A 1,050-nucleotide genomic window follows, 5' to 3' on the forward strand; every position below is an offset into this window, starting at 1 on the left:
TACGAGTCGCAGCGCGGTCCCTTGTCGGATGGGTTGTTCGACGAGGTGGTAGCTGGCGGCTGCGATGGTGATGGTGGCTGCGATGCGCAGGGTGAACAGTGGGGTGGCGGTCAGGCCGGTGTGGTCGGTGTTGAGCGCGGCGAACAGGGGCCAGTGCCACAGGTACAGGCCGTAGGAGATCTGTCCGAGCCAGGCCAGGGGGCGGGTGGACAACAGGCGGGCGGCGGGGCTGTGGGGGGTGGTGGTGAGGTGGGCGAGGACGACGGCGACGGTCAGCGCGATCGCGGTGAGGCCGCCGTGGTAGAGCCATGGCGATTGGCCGTGGGCCAGGATCAGGGCGGCGGCGAGGGCGATCGTGGCGCAGCCGGCCGCGATGGTGAGTGGGCGGGTGCGGGTGACGGTGCGGCCGGTGAGCAGGATGGCCAGTGCGCAGCCGGTCAGTAGCGCGCCGGCGCGGGTGTCGGTGCCGTAGTAGACGCGTGCGGGGTCGTCGGGGTGGTACAGCGCTGCGGTCAGTAGCGCGGCGGCGGCGGTGCCTGCCACGCAGAGGGTGAGCAGTGTCGTGCGTGCCGAACGGGTCGGAGTCCGGCGCAGTGCGAGTACCACGAGCAGTGGCCACAGGAGGTAGAACTGTTCCTCGATGCCCAGTGACCAGGTGTGCTGCAACGGTGACGGGGGTGCGGTACGGGCGAAGTAGTCGCCGCCGTGGAAGATCATCCGCCAGTTCGCGGCGTATCCGAGGGTGGCGAGCGCGTCGAGGCGTAGCGATGCCGGGTTGTGTGCGGGCAGGACGTAGCGGGCGGTGACCGCGACGGTGATCAGGACCGTCAGCAGGGCCGGTAGCAGTCGGCGGGCGCGTCGTGCCCAGAACGCGGCGAGTCGGATCGTTGCGGTGTCGTGGGCCTCGGCCAGGAGCAGGCCGGTGATGAGGAACCCGGACAGCACGAAGAAGGCGTCGACGCCGAGGAACCCGCCGGGCAGCCAGCCGGGGCGGGCGTGGAAGACCAGGACGGCGGTGACGGCCAGCGCGCGTACTCCGTCGAGGGCGGG

The 1,050-nt window shown here is 71.0% G+C and carries 1 protein-coding gene; it reads right to left on the minus strand.

Annotated features, from left to right (window positions below; all coding sequences use genetic code 11):
- The coding region (locus Pme01_RS30695; RefSeq protein ID WP_203935997.1) for an acyltransferase family protein at positions 1 to 1,050 on the minus strand (1,050 nt) is incomplete at both ends.

This window comes from Planosporangium mesophilum (assembly GCF_016863255.1).
Taxonomy (GTDB): Bacteria; Actinomycetota; Actinomycetes; order Mycobacteriales; family Micromonosporaceae; genus Planosporangium; species Planosporangium mesophilum.